The sequence below is a fragment of the Paenibacillus cineris genome, from assembly GCF_018333335.1.
Lineage (GTDB): Bacteria > Bacillota > Bacilli > Paenibacillales > Paenibacillaceae > Paenibacillus_AQ > Paenibacillus_AQ favisporus.
In genome coordinates this window covers 4,432,861-4,453,411 of sequence record NZ_BORU01000001.1, presented here as the reverse complement: position 1 = coordinate 4,453,411, position 20,551 = coordinate 4,432,861, and the positions used below count along the sequence as shown (strand labels likewise).

Below are 20,551 nucleotides of genomic sequence, written 5' to 3'. Positions count from 1 at the left end.
GGCTCTTTTTTTGTTCTTGTGATAGGATGCCGGCGCCCCTGTGCACTCAGTATATAGTTGCGTCTGAGTCTACTTACAATAGGATCCGGGGAATTATGCGCACATAAAGGAGCAACGCTGATTTCGTCTCATCAGGCTTGAACGCAGGTTCGCTGTGGAGCGGCAGAGTTTGCCGCTGCCATATATTGAGCTTTTGTTGAAAAGTGGCTGCATTAGAAACGGAGCTTGATAAATCTATTCGGGAAAATAACTCCACTTTTTTTAATAAATATGAAAAATATCTTTTTTATTTTTATACGGTTTGCTATAATCTGCCTAAAGCAGGAAACACATGCTTGGAATCATCTTTTATGATCAAAGGGGAGGCCATTGCTAATGAGGAAACAGGGAAGAGGTAGAAGTAGAGGATTTGTTCTGACTTTGCTGTCTGTCATGCTGTTGTCGGTCGTACTCAGCGCTTGTGGAGGAGGGAATAAGGCGGATGCTCCGCCATCGCAATCCTCCGAACCGCAGCCGTCCACCGAGACGAAGAGCAGCGATCCGGTCAAGCTGGAGTTTTGGACCATCGCGCTGCAGCCTACATTCACGGACTACTTCAATAAGCTCATTGCCGATTACCAGAGCAGTCATCCGGGCGTTACGATCGATTGGAAAGACTATCCTTATGACGCGGTGACCAACAAGCTGCTGACCAGCATCGCCAGCGGCAACAGCCCGGACGTCGTGAACCTGAACACCGAATTTGCCAGCCAGATGGGCTCCAAAGGAGCCGTGCTCGATTTGAACGGGTTCCTGACGGATGAAGAGAAGGGAGCTTATTTCGACGGCATCTTCAACTCCACCGTTATCGACGGCAAGGCTTATGCCCTACCTTGGTATACAGGCACCGAGGTTCTCTTTATGAACACGAAAATCGTGAAGGAAGCCGGTCTGGATCCGGCGAATCCGCCGAAAACGATGGAGGAGCTGGCTGATTGGGCGCGCCAAGTGAAGGCGAAAACCGGTAAGCTCGGATATTCGCAGCAGTTCGCCTCGAAGCTGCTTCCGGTCAACGGCATTCCGATTCTGAATGATGACAAAACGGCCGCAGCCTTTAACACACCTGAGATGACCAGCATGATCGAAACGATTCAGAAAAACATCGCCGACGGCGTCATCATGAAAGAAGACGTTCCGTTCACGAAGCAGATCCAATATTACTCCGGGGAGCAGGTGGCCTTTGAGCTGGCCGGTCCGACCTTCATCAACTTCCTGAAGACTTCGGCTCCGGACGTGTATAAGAACACGATTGCCGTACCGCTGCCGACCGGAAAAGCCGACGTCCGCTTGTCCAACTCCATGAACCTGGTCGTTCCGGCCAAGTCGAAGCATCAGAAGGAAGCGGTCGAGTTTGCGGTCTTCGTAACGAATGCCGAAAATCAGACGTCATTCTCCAAAGCGGCGAACACGCTGCCGTCCACCAAGGAATCGATCAAGGATCCGTTCTTTACGGAAACCGACAAATCGCTGGAGGCGGAAGCTAAGATCGCTTCGGCCAACAGCTTGGATAAGGCGGTCGATTACATGGTCGGCGTGCCGAACGCAGGGGATATCAACTCCGCCATCGCCCGCGGCCTGCAGAAAATTTTCCTGAACGGGGCTGATGTCAAAGCGACGGTAGATGCAATGGAACAGGAAGTTAACGGGGTGCTTAAGAAGTAAGGGACCCGTTGACGGAAGGCGTGCGGGGGGACTGGGTTCCCCCGTACATTCTAGTTAGGTGGTGATCACAGAGTGTACAAATGGATGCGGTCGGAGTCATTCACGGCATGGGCTTTTATGGCCCCGGGACTTCTGGTTGTCGCTGTATTCGTATTTTGGCCTATTATTTACGGTATCCCGCTGTCCTTCACGGACTACTCGGTTATTTCCGAAACGCATTATGTCGGTGTCGATAACTTTGTGAACGCGTTTAAAGACCACAATTTCATCATTTCGCTGTGGAATTCGCTGCTGTACGTGATCGTCGTTCCGATCATCCAGATTTTGTCCATCCTGATGGCGATTCTGGTCAACGGGAAAATCCCGGGCGTGAAGTTCTTCCGAACCGCTTATTATATTCCGGTCGTGACCTCCATGGTCGCCGTGGCACTGATCTGGAGCTGGCTCCTGAGCAACAACGGGGTCGTCAATTTTCTTTTGATTAAAGTAGGAATCATCAGCGACCAGGTATCCTGGCTCGCCACCAGCAGTACAGCACTGTTCGTGCTTATGTTCATTACGATGTGGAAGGGCCTGGGCTATTATATGATGCTGTACCTGGCCGGACTCCAGGGCATTCCTTCGGATCTGTACGAAGCGGCGCGGGTGGACGGAGCGAGCAGGCTGCGGTTGATTCTGAACATCACGATTCCGCTGCTGAGACCCCACATTTTATTCTGTACCCTGATCTCTTTGATGGGGGCGATCCGCGTCTTTGACGAGGTTTATATTTTGACCAAGGGCGGACCGGGTACATCAACGCTGACATCGAGCGTCTATATTTTCCAAAAAGGTCTGGAACAGTTCAACTTCGGGTACGCCTCGGCGCTGGGGCTCATCGTCAGCGTCATTATCGCCATATTCAGCGTGCTCGTGTTCCGATTTAACCGGAAAGGCGGTGTCAATCCATACTGATGATAGCGAATCGTGGAATGAAGCAAGTGAAGACAGGGGTTCGGCTGACGATCGTCTATATTTTGCTGGTCGCGCTGGCTCTGTTTATGATGGGACCGTTTCTCTGGCTGCTCAGCGTGTCTTTGATGCCGGGGAAAAACGTGTTCGCCAACCCGCCGGCCATCCTGCCGACGTTCATTGACTTCGACAATTACGTGAAGGTTTGGCAGTTCATGAACTTTCCGAAGTATATCTATAATACGGTCGTGATTACGGTGCTCGGGGTTGTGACGAACGTCGTTCTCTCCAGCCTGACCGCGTATCCGCTGGCGACCTTTCGCTTCAAAGGAAGGGATCTCGTGTTTACCTTACTGGTGGCCACGATGATTATCCCGTCTTCGACAGCGATGATCGTGCATTATCTGACGATTCAGTCTCTGCATTTAACCGGGTCCTTTCTGGGGGTCGTACTGCCTTCGGCCGTGTCGGTGTTCAACATCTTCTTGATGCGCCAGACCTTTCTCGGGATTCCTTCGGACGTTCGTGATTCGGGAAAAATGGACGGTGCCTCCGAGTTCCGGATTTGGCTGCAGCTGATCCTGCCCTTGGTAAAACCGGCGATTGCGGTCATTTCGCTGCTGGAAATGATGGCGTTCTGGAACAACTTCCTGTGGCCGATCGTTGTGCTGGACGATCCGCAGAAGTATCCGCTTGCTGCGGCGCTGACGTTCCTGAACGGCCAATTCTCCTACAATTTCGGATGGATCGCGGCGGGAACGATGATCTCGGTGCTGCCGATTATTATCGTGTTCCTGTTTACCCAGCGTTACTACATGGAAGGCATGGCGGGCGCGATCAAGGGGTAAGATGGGCTAATTTACGCTAGGAAAGGAAGCTTGCAGACATGGAGAAGAGTCACAAACTGGTGTTCGTCCCTCTGGACGAACGTCCCTGCAACTATGAATTCCCGTATATGCTGGCGCAGGGAACCGAGTTTGAGATGGTCCGGCCGCCGATGGACATGATGGGTCTCAAAAAGCGCCCGGGCGATACCGAAAGGTTGTGGGCCTGGCTGGAACAGGAGGCCGCTGACGCCGACGGGGCCATCATCGCCATAGACACGCTGCTGTACGGCGGCATCATCCCGTCACGCCTGCATTACCTGAAGCCGGGGGAGCTTGCGAACCGGGTGGACCGGCTGCGGCGGCTGAAGGTACGGAATCCGAACTTGCGGCTCTTTGCCTTTCAGCTGATCATGCGCTGTCCGCAGTATTCGATCGCCGATGAGGAGCCGGATTACTACGGCGACTGGGGCCGGGAAATCTTCCGCAAAGGCTTTATCAGCCACCGGCAGGAGCTGGGGCTGGCCACGGCGGAAGAAAGCATGGAACTGGCCGAGATCGATACCCGGCTGCCCGCTGATGTGCTGCAGGATTATCTGGACCGCAGGTCGGTGAACATCGAGGCGATCGGCCGCGTGCTGGATGTGATTGCAGACGGCGGGATTGATTTTATGATTTTCCCTCAAGACGATTCGGCGCCATACGGTTATACGGCCAAGGATCAGCAGAAGGTCAGAGCGCAAATCTCTGAGCTCGATGTGGAGCTACGAGCGTACATGTATCCCGGCGCCGATGAGGTCGGATGCACCCTGCTGGCTCGCATGGTCAACGAAATCAAGGGAAGCACGCCGCTCATTTATCCGCGCCTTGCTGCGGTTCAAGGCAGCTTTGTCACACCGCTGTACGAGGACCGGTACTTCTATGAGACGCTGAAGTATCAAATCATGGCGGCGGGCGGCTTAATCGGGTCCGGCTGCAGCGAGTCAGACTTGGTGCTGCTCGTGAATACGCCGGGTGAAACGATGGTCGAAGCCGTGTCCCAGCAGCACCCGTTCTTCGGTTATGACATCAACCGGAATATTATCGAGCTGGTGGAGTATGGGGATTATGTGATGAAGGTTCACGGCACGCCGGCAGCTGTCGCGGACGTCGGGTATGCGAACGGCGGCGATTTGAAGCTGGTGAAGCTGCTGCGGCAAAAAGGGATGCTGTTTAACCTGGCGGGTTATGCCGGATGGAATACGAGCTCCAATTCGCTGGGAACGGTCATTTCACAATCCATGCTGTACCTGCATTATGGCAGGACGCAGGAGCATCTTGACTTTCTGGCGCTGCGGTATGCCGAGGATGTCTGCTATTGCGCTGGTGTCCGGATGGAGCTGAACGCCGGTCTGGTTGAGCAGCTGGGGCTCAGCGTGTTCGAACTGGACGGCCAGCGCGGTGAAGTGTCCAGGCTGGTCAAGGAACGCCTAGGAGAAATGCTGGATCAGCGCATAAACAGCGATCAAGGGGTGGTGGAGATCACGGATTGCTTCATGCCCTGGAACCGTACTTTCGAAGTAGGACTACAAGCGCGTTTTCATGTGAAACCGCCGATATATAGATAATAGTGGCTTTGATAAGCTACATAAAAAGATGAGAGAGGGTGGACATACTGGAGCCAATACTGCAATCTCTGCGATACTGCCTGATCGCATCCTGCCAGGCGCTGCCGGATGAGCCGCTGCACGGTGCGCACATTATGGCCCGCATGGCCAAGGCCGCCGAAGAAGGTGGAGCGTCGGCGATCCGTGCCAACGGGGCGGACGACGTCCGGGCGATCAAAGCTGCGGTTTCGATCCCGGTGATCGGGATCATCAAGCGGGAGTATGCGGGATCGGACGTTTATATTACGCCTACGCTCAAGGAGGTGGAGGAGCTGCTTGAGGCTGGCGCGGACATGATCGCTTTTGACGCGACGGGACGTAGTCGGCCCGGCGGAGCCCGGCTGGAGGATCTGATCCAGCGGATGAAGCAGGCAGGCGTTGCCAGCATGGCGGATGTTTCGACGCTGGATGAGGCCGTTCATGCCGCTTCCCTCGGCGTCAGCTGCGTATCGACGACGCTGTCGGGATATACGGATTATTCGCCGCAGCTCGAAGGTCCCGACCTGAAGCTGGTTGAAGAAGCGGCGGCCCGGCTGAGCATTCCGCTCATTGCCGAAGGCCGGATCCACGAACCCTACCAGGTTGAGGAGGCGCTCAAGCTCGGCGCGCACGCCGTCGTGGTGGGCGGGGCCATTTCCAGACCGCAGCAGATCACGCGGCGCTTCTCGAACGCGGCCCGAAAGGCGGCCCAGTCGCTGAGAGCATGAGAAGGACGGGCGTCCACTGAATATGACTGGCTAATAAGGAAAGGAGCGTGGATAACGTTGATTCAAGAGCTGGTGGCTGATGTCATTATCATCGGCGGAGGACTCGGCGGAACGTCGGCCGCCCTGGCGGCGGCCAAAGCCGGGATGAAGGTGATCGTGACCGAGGAGACCGATTGGATCGGAGGACAGCTGACCTCGCAGGCGGTTCCTCCCGATGAGCACCGCTGGATCGAAAGCTTCGGCTGTACGGCATCCTACCGGGAGTTCCGAAACCGGGTCAGGGATTATTACAAACGCAACTACCCGCTCAACGAGCAGGCGTTAAACGATCCGGAGCTCAATCCGGGGAACGCCTGGGTCAGCAGGGTGGCGCATGAGCCGAAGGTTGCCCTGCAGGTGCTGGAGGATATGCTGGCCCCGTACGTCAACACCCGCCGGATCCAGGTGCTGCTTAACACGCGCCCTGTTCACTGCGAGACGGCAGGTGATCAGGTGGCGTCGGTAACGGTAGAGAAGACAGATGGGCAGACCAGCTATAAGCTGAGAGGCGCGTATTTTCTGGACGCTACGGAAACCGGAGAGCTTCTTCCCCTGGCCGGTGCGGAATATGTGAGCGGAGCTGAGGCGCGCAGCGAAACGAACGAGCCGCACGCGCTGGAGCAGGCCGATCCGCTTGATATGCAGTCCATCACCCATGTGGCGGCTGTGGAATACATCCCAGACGGCAACTTTACGATGCCGAAGCCCGACAGCTATGATTTTTGGCATGAATACAAGCCCTCATTTTCCACGTATCCGATCTTAAGCTGGTATGCGAACGAAGCCGAGGATACGTCCAAATTGCGGCGGTTTACGATGTTTCCGAACGACCAGGGGATCATGTCGCTGTGGGATTACCGGCGGATCGTGGACCCCTCCCTGTGGCGCGTGCCGCTGAGCGACGGCGAGGTGACGCTGCTTAACTGGCCGATGAACGATTATTATCTGGGGCCTGTGATCGGCGTAACGGAGCAGGAGCGCAAGCGTCATCTGGAGGCGGCTCGCGGGCTTACGCTATCGCTTGTGTACTGGCTGCAGACCGAAGCTCCCCGGCTTGACGGGGGATACGGGTATCCAGGCATCCGGCTGCGGGGCGACGTACTCGGCACGGAAGACGGCTTGGCGAAGTCCCCATATATCCGGGAGTCGCGGCGGATCCGCGCGCAGTACACGATCACCGAGCATGATGTCAGTCAGGAGCTTCGCGGCGCTAATGGAATCAAGCGGTATGAGGACAGCGTCGGCGTCGGAAGCTATTATTTGGACCTGCATCCGACGACGGTGAACCAGCGGGCTTTCTTTATTCCGAACTATCCTTATGAAATTCCGCTCGGATCGCTGATTCCGGTACGGATGACCAACCTGCTTCCGGCATGCAAAAATATCGGCATGACGCAGATCGCCAATGGCTGCTACCGGCTGCATCCGACGGAATGGAACATCGGGGAATCCGCGGGACTATTAGCCGCTTATGCGGTGATGCACGGCCTTCCTCCGCGTGATGTAAGGGCCTCGGCAGCGCATTTATGCGATTACCAGGCGATGCTGGAGCGATATGGGGTTCAGCTTCACTGGCCGGAAGGGACATTGGAAATGTAGATGCCCTGATTTACGCCATAAATATACGAAAAAGCCGGACGGCATCTTTCGGATGCTTGTCCGGCTTTCTTGCGTTGCGTCTGCTTTTTATTTGTGGGTTGGCGGTTCAACTGTTGTTCCGATCCCTTGTCACTCAATCCGGAATTTTCTCCACCAGTTCCTGCTCCTTGCCGCCCGGTTCGTTAGACAGCCCGGTGACCTCAATCAGCTTGAAGAACAGGCTGAGCACGATGCCTACGATTGTGGCGAGCGCCATGCCTTTCAATTGAACGGGGCCAAGGTTGAGCTGCACGCCGCTGATGCCGACGACCAGAACCAGCGTCGCCAGGATCATGTTGGTCGGCTTGGAGAAGTCAACCTTCTGCTCGACAAAGATCCGCAGACCGGAAGCGGCGATGACGCCGAACAGCAGCAGGGATACGCCGCCCATGACCGGCGTCGGAATGTTCGCGATGACCGAAGACACCGTGCCCGAGAAGGACAGCAGGATCGCGATGACGGCCGCGCCGCCGATGACGAAGACCGAATACACTTTGGTCAGCGCCATGACGCCGATATTTTCCCCGTACGTCGTGTTCGGCGTGGAGCCGACAAAGCCGGAAAGGATGGTCGAAATGCCGTTGCCCAGCAGCGAGCGGTTCAGTCCCGGATCCTTCGACAAGTCTTTGCCGACGATGTTGCTCGTTACTAGCAGGTGTCCGATATGCTCGACGATGACGACCAGGGATACCGGGATAATGGTCGCGATGGCGGCCCAGTTCCAGCTTGGCGTGGTGACCGTCGGCATCGTGAAGAAGTGGGCGCTGGCGATCGCGTCCTTATTAACCATGCCAGGCATAAAGAAGGACAGGACGTATCCGACGACGATACCGATCAGAATATGGATGATCTTCGGAAATCCGCGGAACAGAACCGCGCCGATGACAGTTACGCCGAGCGTCGTCATGGATAAAATGATGCTGTTCATGTCATAGGTCATCGCGCCGGAAGCCGCGTCTGCCTTCGGAAGCAGTCCGGCCATGCCTGCCGCAGTCGGCACCAGCTCCAGTCCGATCGTGGCGACGATCGCGCCCATGGCGGCCGGCGGGAACACGACGTCGATCCAGCCCGTACCCGCGAACTGGACGATCAGGCCCACGATGACGAAGATGATACCCGTAATGATGAAGGCCCCCAGGGCCAGCGGGTAATTTTCCTTCGGATTGTTGCCGAGCACGGCCAGCACCGGAGAAATGAAAGCAAAGCTGGAGCCCAGATACGCCGGAATCTTGGCCCGGCAGATCAGGATGTACAGCAGGGTGCCGATCCCGTTCATCAGCAGGATCATGCCCGGATCAACGCCGAACAGGTTCGGCACGAGCACCGTGCTTCCGAACATGGCGAAGAGGTGCTGCAGGCTGAGCAGAAAGCCCGGTCCCAGAGGAAGCCTTTCATTGACTTGAATTTCGCGTTGCAATTCGTTCACTCCCATACGTGATTTCGTCCATATCAATAAATTCATTCAATCTAATTTATCTGGAATTATGACATTTTTCAATCTTTTTTTTCACTCCCGGGGCGCAATTTGGCCAAAAAACTTGTTTGTTGTTCCCAGGCTTCCTGTTCCTGGCAGGAAATGTTGACGTAACGCCGTTCAAGCGTCATAATTATATAAAATCATTACATGACAGAACCTGCAAAGATGGATTATGACGCGGGTTCTATTTTATATAGAAGGGAAACGGAAACGACTAGAATGGGCATAGAGCGATTACTTGAAAAGGCTGGAGCCTATATAAAAGAGCCGGATTTGGACCGCATCAGGGAAGCCTATGAATTTGCGGAACAGGCCCATCACGGTCAGGTGCGCAAATCAGGCGAGCCTTATATCCTGCATCCGCTTGCGGTTGCAGATATTGTCGTGAACTTGATGATGGATACGACCTCCATCGTCGCCGCGCTTCTTCATGACGTGGTCGAGGACACGACCGTATCGCTCGAGGATATCCGTACCCGATTTGGCGCCACCTGTGCCATGCTTGTCGATGGACTGACCAAACTGGAGCGAATCCAGTTCCGTTCCAAGGAAGAACAGCAGAACGAGAATTACCGTAAAATGTTTATCGCGATGGCGCAGGATATTCGTGTCATCGTCATCAAGCTGGCCGACCGCCTGCACAATATGCGGACACTGAAATACCAGTCCGAGGAGAGTCAGCGGCGGATCGCTTATGAGACGCTTGAAATCTTTTGTCCGATTGCCGACCGTCTCGGTATTTCAGCGATCAAGAGCGAAATGGAGGATTTGTCGCTCCGTTACCTCAATCCGCAGCAGTATTACCGCATCGCCAACCTGATCCACAAGAAGAAGGCTGAGCGTGAGCAGTTCGTCGAAAACGTCATCGTCCGGATCCGCGAAAAGCTGGAGGAAATGGGCATTGAGGGCGATTTGTCGGGACGGCCAAAGCATATCTACAGCGTCTTTAATAAAATGACGACCAAAAACAAGCAGTTCAACGAAATCTACGATTTGCTCGCGATCCGTATTATTGTGGATAACATTAAGGACTGTTATGCCACCCTGGGAATTATTCATACCCTGTGGAAGCCGATGCCGGGCCGGTTCAAGGACTATATCGCCATGCCGAAGGCCAACATGTACCAGTCGCTGCATACGACCGTAGTCGGACCTAACGGTGAGCCGACCGAGGTTCAGATCCGGACCTGGGAAATGCACCGCACCGCCGAGTACGGGATCGCGGCCCACTGGGCTTATAAAGAAGGTACAACCGCCGTCGGCGGCAACTTTGAGAATAAAATGACCTTTTTCCGCGAAATTCTGGAGCTGCAGCATGAAGCCAAGGACGCTTCGGAATTTGTGGAATCGCTCAAAATGGACTTTTTCTCGGATCTTGTTTTTGTGTTTACGCCAAAAGGCGAAGTCATTGAGCTGCCTTCCGGCTCGGTGCCGCTGGATTTTGCTTACCGGATTCATACGGAGGTCGGAAACCGGACCATCGGGGCCAAGGTGAACGGGCGGATCGTACCGCTGGATCACCGTCTCAAAACCGGGGATATCGTTGAGATTTTGACGTCCAAGCATTCTTACGGACCGAGCGGCGACTGGCTGAAGATTGCCCAATCTTCGCATGCGCGAAGCAAGATCAAGCAGTGGTTCAAGAAGGAAAAACGGGAAGAGAACGTGGAGAAGGGCCGCGAAATGGTCGAGCGCGAGCTGAAGGGCCGCGGCCTGGACATCTCTGAATGGATGACGGACGAGAAGCTGCTGGAAGTGGCGAAAAAGTTTTCGTTCAACGATATCGAAGACATGCTGTCGGGCGTCGGCTTTGGCGGCATTACCGCAGCGCAGATTTGTACCCGCCTGACGGAGCGGCTCCGCAAGGAGCAGGAGGAAGCCAGCCTGCTGGAGCTCACGACCGAGAAGAAGGAAATCAAGCCGGCCGAGAAGAGATCGCGCCCGACCAACGGCGTCCGGGTCAAAGGCATCGACAACCTGCTCGTCCGCTTTGCGCGCTGCTGCAATCCGGTGCCCGGCGACGACATCGTCGGTTACGTCACCCGCGGCCGCGGCGTATCGGTGCACCGCTCGGACTGTCCGAACATTCCGGCGTCGGGCGACGGTGAAGAAGCCGCACGCGTGATCGAAGTCGAGTGGGAAACCGAGATCGAGGCGAATTACAGCGTCGATATCGAAATTACGGGACATGACCGGAACGGGCTTCTGAACGAGGTGCTTCAGGCGGTATCGGAGAGCAAAACGAACATTTCCGCGGTGACCGGGCGCTCGGACAAAAACAAAATGGCGCTCATCCACATGACGATCCTGATCCGCAACACCGATCATTTGCAGTCGGTCGTGGAACGGATCAAGCGCGTGAAGGATGTGTACACCGTACACCGGATCATTCAGTAAGGATATTCAGTAAGGGCCTGGGGAATGCACACTGCCCATCGGAGCATACGTTGACAACTCAGGTGCCCAAGGGAGCGGAACAAGCGAAGGAGCGTAGAGAGACAGCATGAAAGTGGTTGTACAGCGCTGTAAGGAAGCGCAGGTTACGGTAGATGGGGAGGTCACGGGGGCGATCAGCCAGGGGCTGATGGTGCTCGTCGGCGTTACCCATGAGGATACGGAGAAAGACGCGAAATATTTGGCTGATAAGGTTGCCGGGCTGCGCATTTTTGAAGATGATGAGGGGAAAATGAACTACAGCGTCATGGAAGTTGGCGGGGGCATACTGTCCGTGTCGCAGTTCACCCTGTACGGCGACTGCCGCAAAGGCAAACGCCCGAACTTCATGGCCGCGGCCAAACCGGATATCGCGGAAGGGCTGTACGAACAATTCAACCGCGAGCTCAGAGACAAAGGGCTTGAGGTCGCCACCGGCCGGTTCGGGGCGATGATGGACGTCACCTTTACCAACTGGGGACCGGTCACGCTGATTATCGACAGCAATGGGGCATAGAAACGGTAAATATCGGGCAAAATAGGGATGAGCATCCGCCATTTATATACACATAAGGAGTTCATCCAATATGCGCCAATCCGTTCAGACCCAAACGCTGCAGTCGCTGCCGCTTGCGCCGGTCGCCTCGCTGCACGAGGCCGCCAAGACGATGCAGGCTGTACGGGAAATCCCTTTTCCCTTATGGACCTTGTACACGAAGGGAATCGGCCGGCAGCAGACCATGCGGTAGTCGGCCCATGATTGTTTCAAGTAAATAGAACCGAGCAGAACCCTCTTTTATTGCGAAAGAGGGTTCTTTTCTGTGGAAAAGAGCTTTTTGCAGTTATTTGAGATGATCGGCCCCAAGTTTATTACGAATATCCACCCCCAAAATGACTTGATCAGCTTGCAAACCGAAAATTCCGCCTCTTCTCCTTTCTTTCCTCGCGATTGGATCCGCGAGCATGTTATAAACGTGCGCGATTCGGGTAATAACAAGGCGTGGACCACTTATCCATGAAAGGAGAACGATATTCCATGAGCAAGGTTGCATTTTTACTAGCGAACGCATTTGAAGATTCGGAAATGAAAGTCCCATATGATGAAGTCAACAAAGCGGGCCATGACACGGATATTATCGGCCTCCAGCAGGGTGAGAAGCTGACCGGTAAAAACGGAGAAGCCTCGTATACGGCGGACAAAGCTATCGCGGACGCGAAGGCGGCCGATTATGATGCCGTCGTCATTCCAGGAGGCTCTTCTCCGGAGAACCTGCGGCTGAACAAGGATGTGCTGAACTTCGTGAAGGAGATCAACAGCGCCGGCAAGCCGATCGCCGCGATTTGCCACGGCCCGCAAATTTTAATCAGCGCCGGTCTGCTGAAAGGCAGAACGATCACCTCGTACCCGCCGCTTCAGGATGACATGGTGAACGCCGGCGCGGAATTTAAGGATGAGGAAGTCGTCCTGGACGGCAACTTCATCACTTCACGGACTCCCAAAGACGAACCGGCCTTTGTCCGGGAACTGCTGAACGTGCTGTAAGGCTCCGGGAGTGCCTTGGAAGCTTTCGTTTTGTGATTCATGATTTTAAATAGAGATGGAGGTAATGTATCATGACGAAGCAAATTCAAGCGTACTTCAAAACCGAGGATGACGCGGAAAGCGCAAAAACGAAGCTGATTGGCTTCCAAACGGAGCACCTGGAGGTAAGCCGGCTTGGAGAGGGCATCGGCAGTGACCGCCGCATCCTGCTTCCAATCGCCCCCGTCAATTTTAGCGGCAGCTCCAATGCTGCAGGAACGTCAGGTGCGGTAGGCGTGCCTACCGCTTACCCGGCCGCAGGCATCCCTGTGGTGGACGACCGGGATCCGGACGAGCTGTCCGAGGAGGACCGCGAACGCCGTGCGGACGAGGGAGGCGACCTGCTCTCGGGAGCGGTGGACGTGTCCCCGGACGATGAGGACTACCGGGACCTGGAGTACGTCCTTGCTGCCAAAGTGCCTGACGATTCTTATCAGGACGTTGTCAATAAACTGCGGGCAATCGGCGGTTATGTGGAAATTTTCGACTGATTTCCGCAGAAACCGATGCAAAGAAAGCGCTGGGTAAAGCGCTTTCTTTAATGTAATATAACTGTAATATTAGTTTCATATTTCCTTAATATTGGCTGTCTATAATAACAGCATGACCCCCTTTTTTAATATATTACCTTATTGAACCTACAATATCGATTGTAGGTTTTTTCTTTGCTGAAAAGTCTGTAAATTGACAGCTGCATCCAATTTGTGACAGAGACTCTTGACTTTAGTGCAGCGGTTCATTACAATCTAAAAATAATCTAAAATCGATTTGATGACGGGACCAAGTAGTCCGTGCCCCACCATGCAGAGAGGAATCCCTTAGGCTGAGAGGATTCTATGGATGACCGGATGAATGACTTCCCCGAGAACAGGCGGCGAAAGTGGCTTGCGGCGCAGGATGTGCGCTGTTCCAGATCATGAGTAGACGTGCTGCGCTGAACGGGCGTTAATCGTTTGGAGCGGATACATAAGAAGTATCCGGAATGTGGGTGGTACCACGGGAATCAATGAATAACGATCTCTCGTCCCTGTTGGCTTGTTCAAGCGCAGGGGTGAGGGATTTTTTTGTCTAGCCACAAATGATCTATGAAAAGAGGGGTTGCTATGGCTTACCAAAAACCGACGGGCACGCAGGATTTGCTGCCGGGCACGGTGGAGAAATGGCAGTTTGTCGAAGAAAAAGCCAGAGATTTGTGCCGGCGGTTCAATTACCGCGAAATCCGCACGCCGATGTTCGAGCAGACCGAACTGTTTGAACGCGGCGTTGGCGAAACGACGGATATCGTCGAAAAAGAGATGTACACGTTCAAGGACAAGGGCGACCGCAGCATGACGCTGCGCCCGGAAGGCACTGCCGGCGTGGTCCGCTCCTACGTCGAAAACAAGCTGTACGGTGAACCCGATGTCACCAAGCTTTACTACATTGGCCCGATGTTCCGCTACGAGCGTCCTCAGGCGGGACGTTACCGCCAGTTCCACCAGTTTGGGATCGAGGCATTCGGTGCAGTGGATCCGGCCATCGATGCGGAAGTTGTCTCGCTCGGATACCAGTTCTGCAAAGACCTCGGCCTGCAGGGCGTGACCGTGGAAATCAACTCCGTGGGCAATCCCGCCAGCCGGGCGGCGTACCGCGAGAAGCTGCTCGCGTTTCTGACGCCGATGAAAGACACGCTGTGCAAGGACTGCCAGTCGCGGATGGAGCGCAACCCGATGCGGGTGCTGGACTGCAAGATCGACCAGGACAAATTCATCGATGCGCCATCGATTCTGGACAGCCTGGACGAGGAGTGCACCACCCACTTCGAGCAGGTGAAGGCGTACCTCACCGCGATGGAGGTCGACTTCAAGGTCAACCACCGGCTGGTGCGCGGCTTGGACTATTACACCCACACCGCCTTCGAATACAAGGCGCAGGGCATCGGCGCGATCGATACGATCGGCGGCGGCGGGCGCTATAACGGCCTCGTCGGCGAAATCGGCGGTCCGGACCAGCCGGGCATCGGCTTCGGCATCGGTTTGGAGCGGATCCTGCTGATCCTCGACAAGCAGGAGATCGACCTTCAAGCGGTGAAGCCGCTGGACGTGTATCTGGTGGCCCTAGGCGAAGCAGCCGACCGCGAAATCACCAAGCAGCTGTACCTGCTGCGCAAGGAAGGCTTTGCGGCAGAGCGTGACTACCTGGGCCGCAAGATGAAAGCGCAGATGAAGTCCGCTGACCGCCTGAAGGCGCGTTATACCGCGATTCTCGGGGACGACGAGCTGTCGCGCGGGGAAATCGCCGTGAAGTCGATGGAAACCGGCGAGCAGCAGACGGTGAAGCTCAGCGAACTGCATTTGGCATTACGTAAATCCGCCGATAAGGCTGAATAAATATACCAATTAAAAGGGGAATGACAAAACATGCATAGGACCCATCAATGCGGTAGCCTGACCACCGCGAACATTGGAGAAACGGTAACATTAAACGGCTGGGTGCAAACCCGCCGTGACCTCGGGGGCGTCTTGTTTATCGACCTGCGCGACCGCAGCGGCATCGTGCAGATCGTATTCAATCCGGCATACTCCGGCGAAGCCCTCGCTATCGCCGACCGAGTGCGCAGCGAATACGTGCTGTCCGTCACAGGTAAAGTTGTGCAGCGCGACGCAGAAACGGTCAACCCGAACCTGCCGACCGGCCAAATCGAAGTGCAGATTACCGAGATCGAAGTGTTGAACGGCGCCAAAACGCCTCCGTTCTTCATCGAAGACGGTGTGGAAGTTGACGAGTCGCTTCGCCTCAAATACCGTTATCTGGACCTTCGCCGTCCGGAAATGCAAAAAACGCTGCTGCTCCGCTCCAAAGCATCGAAGATCTTCCGTGACTTCCTGGACGGAGAAGGCTTTATTGAAGTCGAAACGCCGATCCTGACAAAAAGCTCCCCGGAAGGCGCACGCGACTATCTCGTACCGAGCCGGGTGCATGAAGGCGAGTTCTTCGCTTTGCCGCAGTCCCCTCAGCAGTATAAACAGCTTCTGATGGTAGGCGGCATCGAGCGTTATTTCCAAATCGCCCGCTGCTTCCGTGACGAAGACCTGCGCGCCGACCGGCAGCCGGAGTTCACGCAGGTGGACATCGAAACGTCCTTTATGAACCAGGACGAGCTTCTGGGCATGATGGAGCAGCTGATGGCCCGCCTGTTCAAAGAAACGATTAACGTAGACATTCCTTTGCCATTCCAACGCCTGACTTATGCCGAAGCGATGGACAAATACGGCTCTGACAAACCGGACCTCCGGTTTGGGCTGGAATTGATCCAAGTCAGCGACCTGGTAGCTTCGAGCGGCGTCAAGGTGTTTGCTTCCGTCGTCGAAAAAGGCGGAGAAGTCAAAGTGCTGAACGCCAAAGGCTGCGGCACGTGGAGCCGTAAGGAAATCGACGATCTGGGTCCGTTCGCGGCCCGTTACGGTGCCAAAGGCTTGGCCTGGATTCAAGTCAAGGAAGGCGAGTTCAAAGGGCCGATTGTGAAGTTCTTTACGCCTGAAGAGATCGAAGCGCTGAAAGAGCGCACCGGAGCCGAAGAAGGCGACCTGCTGCTCTTCTCCGCTGACAATAAAAAAGTCGTAGCCGATGTGCTTGGCGCGCTTCGCCTGAAAATCGGCAAACAGCTCGGCCTGATCAACGAAAATGAGTTCAAATTTGCCTGGGTGGTCGACTTCCCGCTGCTCGAGTGGGATGAAGAAGAGAAACGTTACGTTGCTCTGCACCATCCGTTCACCCGTCCGCGCGACGAAGACCAGCATCTGTTTGAAACCGATCCGGGCAGCATTCTGGCCCAGGCTTACGACATCGTGCTGAACGGTTACGAAGTCGGCGGCGGTTCCATGCGGATCTACAAGCGCGACATGCAGGAAAAAATGTTCGCGGCCCTCGGCTTGTCGCCTGAGGATGCCAAAGACAAATTCGGCCACCTGCTGGATGCCTTTGAATACGGCACGCCACCTCACGGCGGTATCGCATTTGGCCTGGACCGGCTCGTGATGCTGCTCTCCGGACGCAGCAACCTGCGCGAAACGATCGCCTTCCCGAAAACGGCCAGCGCGACCGATCTGCTCATGGATGCACCGTCGCCGGTCGACCAAGGGCAGCTTGAACAGCTTCACATCAAGCTCGTGAAAAAGCCGGGGGAAGAGAAGAAAGTTCATTCTTAAGTTAAGGGAGGCCACCTGACGATATGCTTAATCAATTTTCACGTACGGAGCTGGCCATCGGGCCGGAAGGCCTGGAAGTCATGAAAAACAGCACGGTGGCGGTCCTCGGCATCGGCGGGGTGGGGTCCATTGCGGTGGAAGCCCTGGCCCGCACCGGGGTCGGCCGCATTATTCTGATCGATAAAGACGTGGTTGACATTACCAATATCAACCGCCAGATCCATGCATTGACGACGACCATCGGCCAGAAGAAGGCGGATCTGATGGTAGAGCGCGTCAAACTGATCAACCCGGACATCGATGCGATCGCATTGAACATGTTTTATACGGAAGAAACCTATCAGGAGCTGTTTAAGTATGAGCTGGATTACGTGCTGGACGCATCGGATACCGTATCCTACAAAATCCATCTCATCAAAGAGTGCCTGAACCGTAAAATCCCGATCATTTCCAGCATGGGCGCGGCCAATAAAATGGACCCGACCAAATTCCAGGTTGCGGATATTTCCAAGACGACGATGGATCCGATCGCCCGGGTCATCCGCACAAAGCTGCGCAAAGACGGCATCAAAAAAGGCGTCAAGGTCGTGTTCTCGACCGAAGAGCCTATCAAGCCGCGCGTGGACGTGACGGAAAAAATCGTTCCGGAGAACGCGCCGGAGATCCGTAAGGCAAAGCAGCCGCCGGCCAGCAACGCCTACGTACCTCCTGTCGTCGGCCTCATCATGGTGAGCGTTGCCGTGAAGGACCTGCTCGCCAAAGCAGGGATTCAGGTATAACGAACATTCCGGAGCCGACCGGGAAGACGCTCGCGAAATAACGGGCATAACTGAAGCAAGTGATGGCGCGCGAGGCCGTATAACGGCGCTCGCGCCTTTTATTTTACAAATATGGTATAAATAAAATAGGTTGGACACCGTTTGTCGAACAGGAGGACTATTGTTGAAATCTAGTTTTTGGCACCGCAGCCTGGGGCTGCTGCCGGGGGACAGCTGGAAGAAAGAATGGATTGCGGGTGCTGTTTCGTATTTTTCCGTCGTATATATTGTGATGGTTAACGCGAATATTTTGCACGATGCAGGGATGCCGCTGAAGGCCGCCATGGTGGGAACACTGCTGACGTCGGTTGTGGGCTGCCTCCTGATGGCCTTTGGCGGCAAGTCGCCGATTGTGGTCGTACCGGGCATGGGCATCAACGCCTTCTTCACGTACACCCTGGTGCATTCCATGAAGCTGTCCTGGCAGGAAGCGCTGATGGTCGTCGCGGTCACGGGCGTATTATTTTCGATCGTATCCTTTACGTCCTTGTACCGGATCGTGAGCGAGGCCATCCCGCACAACCTGAAGCACGGCATTACGGTAGGGATCGGGCTGTTTCTGACGTTTATCGGGCTGCAAAAAAGCCAAATCGTGATCGCCCACCAGACGACTTTTGTCACCATCGGGCATTTCAGCGATCCGGCCGTCATCGTGTCCTGCTTTACGCTGCTGCTTGCCCTGATTTTGTTTATCCGGGGCGTGCAGGGAGGACTGCTCATCAGCATTCTGCTGGGAACGGGACTGGCTTATCTGCTCGGTGCCGTCAAGCCGGTACAGCTCGAATCCGGACATACCTTCCGCCAGTACGGGGAACTGTTCGGCCATCTGTCAGCGGCAGGGATCGGCAGCCTGGTGTTCTGGATCGCCGTCTTTCTGCTGCTTCTGATCGTCGTCTTTGAAAATATCGGCCTTATCGCGGCGCAAACCCAGATGATCGGCCGGCCGGAACATTTTAAAGGCAGCCTCCGAGCGCTGTCGATATCGAACATCTTCGCCGGAATATTCGGGAGCAGTCCCGTGGTGGCGGCTGCGGAAACCTCCGCCGGGATTGCCGCCGGGGGGAGAACCGGGCTGTCGGCGCTCGTATCCGGCCTGCTGTTCGGAGCGACCTTTTTCTTCATTCCGCTTCTGAGCTACATACCGGACAGTGCTATCGCGCCCGTTCTGATCGTGATTGGAGGGCTGATGGTCCAGAACGTCAAAGAGATGGAGTTTACGGATTTGACCGAAGCGTTCCCGGCATTTCTCATTATGGTCATGATCCCTTTTACGTACAGCATTGTGGACGGCATGGCTTTCGGCTTTATCGCTTACCCGGTGGTAAAGCTGGCCCAGGGCAGAGGCCGGGAGGTTTCGCCTGTGCTGTACGGCATTGCCGTACTGTTTGTGGCAAACTTCGTGCTGCATGCATTCCTCTAAGGCATAAATCGCGGAAGTGGAATCCCGTGAAAGGGGACCCGCTTAAGGGCGGGTGGATCTTTCCGGTTTGGGGTAATGGATAGGGACAGCTAAGCAGCTGTCCTGAACCGTTTTTTCAGTGAATTTTTTAGGAGGATTTCAAGAGATGACACTTATTCAATCGTTTACCGAAGGGCAGGAAATTACGGGCTTCTATCTGCTGAAATCGCTGCAGGTCAAACAGACGAATGCCACGCCGCCCAAGGATTATTTGGATATGATCTTATCGGATACGAGCGGGGAAATCCCGGCGAAACTGTGGGATACCTCCTCGACGGACAAGGAGACGTTCTTTGCACCTATGCTTGTCAAAGTGCGGGGCATCGTCCAGCTGTACCGGGAGCGGCTGCAATTTAAAGTAACGCAGATTCGGCCGGCCAAGGATGAAGACGGGTACAGCATTACCGATTTCGTACGGTCAGCTCCCGTGCAGCCGGCGGACCTGGTCTATACGATCAAGGCGGCGGCGGCAAGCGTCCAGGATCCGGAGCTCCGCAAAATTATCGAGCACTGCTACGGCAAGGTTGGCGATAAGCTCATGCATTATCCGGCTGCCAAAGGCATGCACCATGCTTTTTACGCAGGCTTGGCCTACCATGTCGTGCGGATGCTGGAGCTGGCCGAGTTCGTGTGCATGCAGCGGCCGTTTTTGAATCGGGATCTGCTCGTGGCGGGCATTATTCTGCACGATATCGCCAAGACGGAAGAACTGACGGCGGAGCTGGGCATCGTCAGCGAGTACAGCTTCACCGGTAAGCTGATCGGCCACATTCCGCTTGCGGTCAGCTGGATCACGGAAGCGGCGGTGCTTCACGGCATGGACCTGAACGCGGAGAAAATCGTGCTGCTGCAGCACGTTATTCTGGCCCATCATAATTTGGCCGAGTGGGGCAGTCCGGTGCAGCCGCAAATCCCGGAGGCGCTTGCCCTGCATCTCATCGACCAGATGGATGCCAAGCTTCAAGCCGCCGAGGACGCCATCGATACGATGTCCATGACGGATGAATGGACCACGCCCGTACGGGCGCTGGAGAACAAGGCGTTCTACCGTTCGAAATACGGCAAGGCTTAACGTTGTGAGCTTTTTCG

17 protein-coding genes are annotated in these 20,551 nt (G+C 55.2%); 16 read left to right on the top strand and 1 reads right to left on the bottom strand.

What is annotated here, in order from left to right; translation table 11 throughout:
* Positions 1-375 precede the first annotated feature (375 nt).
* From KI379_RS20710 to KI379_RS20685, 6 genes are all read left to right on the top strand, one after another.
* Positions 376-1,701: an ABC transporter substrate-binding protein gene (locus tag KI379_RS20710; RefSeq protein WP_076176989.1), complete on the top strand. Its 1,326-nt coding sequence runs from the start codon at positions 376-378 to the stop codon at positions 1,699-1,701.
* 72 nt (positions 1,702-1,773) lie between these two features.
* Positions 1,774-2,655 (top strand): carbohydrate ABC transporter permease, encoded by an 882-nt coding sequence (locus tag KI379_RS20705; protein WP_076176990.1) that lies wholly within the window; start codon positions 1,774-1,776, stop codon positions 2,653-2,655.
* Complete coding sequence (locus KI379_RS20700; RefSeq protein WP_212984561.1) at positions 2,655-3,500, top strand: carbohydrate ABC transporter permease; 846 nt, start codon at positions 2,655-2,657, stop codon at positions 3,498-3,500. Before KI379_RS20705 ends, KI379_RS20700 begins: the two co-directional genes overlap by 1 nt.
* 38 nt (positions 3,501-3,538) lie before the next feature.
* Positions 3,539-5,083, top strand: coding sequence for a DUF4127 family protein (locus KI379_RS20695; RefSeq protein WP_212984560.1), 1,545 nt, complete (start codon positions 3,539-3,541; stop codon positions 5,081-5,083).
* A 38-nt stretch (positions 5,084-5,121) separates the two neighbouring features.
* Positions 5,122-5,829 carry an N-acetylmannosamine-6-phosphate 2-epimerase gene (locus tag KI379_RS20690; protein ID WP_373309571.1) on the top strand — a complete coding sequence of 236 codons (708 nt, stop codon included), beginning with the start codon at positions 5,122-5,124 and terminating at the stop codon, positions 5,827-5,829.
* A 57-nt stretch (positions 5,830-5,886) separates the two neighbouring features.
* Complete coding sequence (locus tag KI379_RS20685; protein WP_244879336.1) at positions 5,887-7,467, top strand: FAD-dependent oxidoreductase; 1,581 nt, start codon at positions 5,887-5,889, stop codon at positions 7,465-7,467.
* Positions 7,468-7,600: 133 nt separating this feature from the next.
* Here the strand turns inward: KI379_RS20685 and uraA are convergent, their stop codons facing one another.
* Entirely contained in the window at positions 7,601-8,923 is a 1,323-nt protein-coding gene (gene uraA / locus KI379_RS20680) for a uracil permease (protein WP_212984559.1), read from the bottom strand.
* Between the two features lie 279 nt (positions 8,924-9,202).
* On the opposite strand from uraA, the gene KI379_RS20675 reads away from it, so the two are divergent.
* From KI379_RS20675 to KI379_RS20630, 10 genes are all read left to right on the top strand, one after another.
* On the top strand, positions 9,203-11,380 hold the full coding sequence (locus KI379_RS20675; protein ID WP_076176994.1) for a RelA/SpoT family protein: 2,178 nt from the start codon (positions 9,203-9,205) through the stop codon (positions 11,378-11,380).
* Positions 11,381-11,486: 106 nt separating this feature from the next.
* Positions 11,487-11,933 carry a D-aminoacyl-tRNA deacylase gene (gene dtd, locus KI379_RS20670; RefSeq protein WP_212984558.1) on the top strand — a complete coding sequence of 149 codons (447 nt, stop codon included), beginning with the start codon at positions 11,487-11,489 and terminating at the stop codon, positions 11,931-11,933.
* 70 nt (positions 11,934-12,003) lie between these two features.
* Positions 12,004-12,165: a hypothetical protein gene (locus KI379_RS20665; RefSeq protein WP_212984557.1), complete on the top strand. Its 162-nt coding sequence runs from the start codon at positions 12,004-12,006 to the stop codon at positions 12,163-12,165.
* 287 nt (positions 12,166-12,452) lie between these two features.
* On the top strand, positions 12,453-12,959 hold the full coding sequence (locus KI379_RS20660; RefSeq protein ID WP_076176996.1) for a type 1 glutamine amidotransferase domain-containing protein: 507 nt from the start codon (positions 12,453-12,455) through the stop codon (positions 12,957-12,959).
* Positions 12,960-13,030: 71 nt separating this feature from the next.
* Positions 13,031-13,489 carry a hypothetical protein gene (locus KI379_RS20655; RefSeq protein ID WP_212984556.1) on the top strand — a complete coding sequence of 153 codons (459 nt, stop codon included), beginning with the start codon at positions 13,031-13,033 and terminating at the stop codon, positions 13,487-13,489.
* Positions 13,490-14,101: 612 nt separating this feature from the next.
* Positions 14,102-15,367 (top strand): histidine--tRNA ligase, encoded by a 1,266-nt coding sequence (gene hisS, locus KI379_RS20650; protein ID WP_212984555.1) that lies wholly within the window; start codon positions 14,102-14,104, stop codon positions 15,365-15,367.
* A 30-nt stretch (positions 15,368-15,397) separates the two neighbouring features.
* Positions 15,398-17,185: an aspartate--tRNA ligase gene (aspS, locus tag KI379_RS20645; protein ID WP_212984554.1), complete on the top strand. Its 1,788-nt coding sequence runs from the start codon at positions 15,398-15,400 to the stop codon at positions 17,183-17,185.
* 23 nt (positions 17,186-17,208) lie between these two features.
* On the top strand, positions 17,209-17,964 hold the full coding sequence (locus tag KI379_RS20640) for a tRNA threonylcarbamoyladenosine dehydratase (protein WP_076177000.1): 756 nt from the start codon (positions 17,209-17,211) through the stop codon (positions 17,962-17,964).
* 163 nt (positions 17,965-18,127) lie between these two features.
* Positions 18,128-19,423 carry an NCS2 family permease gene (locus KI379_RS20635; protein ID WP_076177001.1) on the top strand — a complete coding sequence of 432 codons (1,296 nt, stop codon included), beginning with the start codon at positions 18,128-18,130 and terminating at the stop codon, positions 19,421-19,423.
* Positions 19,424-19,568: 145 nt separating this feature from the next.
* The gene (locus tag KI379_RS20630; RefSeq protein WP_076177002.1) at positions 19,569-20,534 is read left to right on the top strand and encodes a 3'-5' exoribonuclease YhaM family protein; all 966 of its coding nucleotides are present in this window, start codon (positions 19,569-19,571) and stop codon (positions 20,532-20,534) included.
* The last annotated feature ends 17 nt before the right edge of the window (positions 20,535-20,551 follow it).

Excerpts from the sequence above, each read along its gene's own strand:
- KI379_RS20665 (WP_212984557.1), top strand. The coding sequence starts at position 12,004 with ATGCGCCAATCCGTTCAGACCCAAACGCTGCAGTCGCTGCCGCTTGCG.
- KI379_RS20655 (WP_212984556.1), top strand. The coding sequence starts at position 13,031 with ATGACGAAGCAAATTCAAGCGTACTTCAAAACCGAGGATGACGCGGAA.
- KI379_RS20675 (WP_076176994.1), top strand. The coding sequence starts at position 9,203 with ATGGGCATAGAGCGATTACTTGAAAAGGCTGGAGCCTATATAAAAGAG.
- KI379_RS20660 (WP_076176996.1), top strand. The coding sequence starts at position 12,453 with ATGAGCAAGGTTGCATTTTTACTAGCGAACGCATTTGAAGATTCGGAA.
- KI379_RS20640 (WP_076177000.1), top strand. The coding sequence starts at position 17,209 with ATGCTTAATCAATTTTCACGTACGGAGCTGGCCATCGGGCCGGAAGGC.
- KI379_RS20695 (WP_212984560.1), top strand. The coding sequence starts at position 3,539 with ATGGAGAAGAGTCACAAACTGGTGTTCGTCCCTCTGGACGAACGTCCC.
- KI379_RS20630 (WP_076177002.1), top strand. The coding sequence starts at position 19,569 with ATGACACTTATTCAATCGTTTACCGAAGGGCAGGAAATTACGGGCTTC.
- dtd (WP_212984558.1), top strand. The coding sequence starts at position 11,487 with ATGAAAGTGGTTGTACAGCGCTGTAAGGAAGCGCAGGTTACGGTAGAT.
- aspS (WP_212984554.1), top strand. The coding sequence starts at position 15,398 with ATGCATAGGACCCATCAATGCGGTAGCCTGACCACCGCGAACATTGGA.
- hisS (WP_212984555.1), top strand. The coding sequence starts at position 14,102 with ATGGCTTACCAAAAACCGACGGGCACGCAGGATTTGCTGCCGGGCACG.
- KI379_RS20710 (WP_076176989.1), top strand. The coding sequence starts at position 376 with ATGAGGAAACAGGGAAGAGGTAGAAGTAGAGGATTTGTTCTGACTTTG.
- KI379_RS20700 (WP_212984561.1), top strand. The coding sequence starts at position 2,655 with ATGATAGCGAATCGTGGAATGAAGCAAGTGAAGACAGGGGTTCGGCTG.